The organism is Novosphingobium sp. PC22D (assembly GCF_002556635.1).
Taxonomy (GTDB): domain Bacteria; phylum Pseudomonadota; class Alphaproteobacteria; order Sphingomonadales; family Sphingomonadaceae; genus Novosphingobium.
Genome location: NZ_MWMO01000044.1, coordinates 1 through 1,617, shown reverse-complemented (window position 1 = coordinate 1,617; position 1,617 = coordinate 1). Strand labels below are relative to the sequence as shown.

The following is a 1,617-nucleotide window of genomic DNA, read 5'->3' as shown; positions in this document are numbered from 1 at the left end:
GTCGCCGGTGAAGAACGCTGAAGCCCGCAGGAAAGCGTGGGTTTTATCGAAGTCCAAGTAATCGAAATCACAAGGTTCTGTGGGGATTTGTGGCAAAAGCTTGTGATTTTGCGCGCCCGTGCACGCGAGGGCTTCCCCTGGAAATCGGGCTGTGATTCAGTGCGCTGGACGACACACGATGAGGTTTGCCGATGCCGCCCAGGAAGCCCGCCCCGCGCAGCGATGAGCTGTTCCGCAGCCAGCTCGACAACATGATCGACATGGAGCACGCGCTGGTGAAGCTGGCGGGGCTGATTGACTGGTCGCGGTTCGATGAAGCCTACGGCCGTTTCTATCACCAGAAGGGGCGTCCCGGCCTTCCGACGCGGCTGATGGCAGGCTTGCATTTGCTCAAGCACATGGAGGGATTGTCGGACGAGGCGGTCTGCGCCCGCTGGAAGGAGAATCCCTATTGGCAGTATTTCTGCGGCGAGCAGTACTTCCGGCACAAGCTGCCGTTCGATCGATCGTCGATGACGCGCTGGCGGGGACGGATCGGGCCTGACAAGCTTGAGCTGCTCCTGGCCGAAACGCTCAGTGTCGCGCTGCGCACCCAGGCAGTGACACCTCAGGCCTGCGAGCGGGTGACGCTGGACACGACCGTCCAGACCAAGGCGGTTGCCCATCCCACCGACAGCCACCTGCTCCTGCGCGGGATCGAATGGCTCAACCGGTTGGCGAGGCAGCACGGCATCAAGCTGCGGCAGTCCTTCCTGCGCGTGGGCCGTCAGGCGCGCCGCGATGTGTCGCGGCTGATCCATGGGCGGGGGCACAAACAAGCCATGCGCTGGGTGCGCAAGCTGCGGACCTGGCTGGGCCGGCTCGACCGCGACATCGGCCGCAAGATTGCCGGCAACGACGCGCTCGAGGCGGCCTTTGCTCTCGCCCGCGAGCGGGTGGCGAAGATTCTCGCCCAGAAGGCAGGCGACACCGACAAGCTCTACGCCCTGCACGCGCCCGAGGTGGAATGCATCGCCAAAGGCAAGGCCAGGACCCGCTACGAGTTCGGCGTGAAGACCTCGATGGCGGTCACCAACGCGCGCACCGCTGGCGGACAGTTCATCGTCGGCATGCAGGCGCTGCCCGGCAATCCCTACGACGGCCATACCCTGACCGCGCAGATCGAACAGGTCGAGCGGTTGACCGGCGTCACCGTCGAGCGGGCCTATGTCGATCGCGGCTATCGCGGCCACAAGCATGGCGGAAAGGCAAAGGTCTTCGTCTCGCACACCCGCGGGATCACCTCGCCTACCATCCGGCGCGAACTGCGGCGGCGCAACGCCATCGAGCCGATCATCGGCCACACCAAATCCGACGGCCTGCTCGAACGCAATCACCTTGCCGGGGCTACCGGCGATGCCGTCAACGCCATCCTGGTTGCCGCCGGACACAATCTGCGTCTGCTCGTCGCATGGCTAAGCGCCCTTTTGCGCGCCCTGTTCAGGGTATTGTTCCCTGCGACGCAGCCCGCAATGCCGTCCGCCTGAACACACTTTCCTCGCCACAACAGCTCGCCACAGCCCGCCGCGAATGGCCCTGCGCCGTCCCAGAGCCAAAATCGCATTGTTCACGGACGAC

The 1,617-nt window shown here is 64.6% G+C and carries 1 protein-coding gene; it reads left to right on the top strand.

Features of this window, described 5'->3' with window-relative positions; translation table 11 throughout:
* Positions 1 to 191 precede the first annotated feature (191 nt).
* A complete protein-coding gene (locus tag B2G71_RS23520; RefSeq protein ID WP_098109087.1) occupies positions 192 to 1,526 on the top strand; it encodes an IS5 family transposase in 1,335 nt (444 codons plus the stop codon).
* The last annotated feature ends 91 nt before the right edge of the window (positions 1,527 to 1,617 follow it).

Excerpts from the sequence above, each read along its gene's own strand:
- B2G71_RS23520 (WP_098109087.1), top strand. The coding sequence starts at position 192 with ATGCCGCCCAGGAAGCCCGCCCCGCGCAGCGATGAGCTGTTCCGCAGC.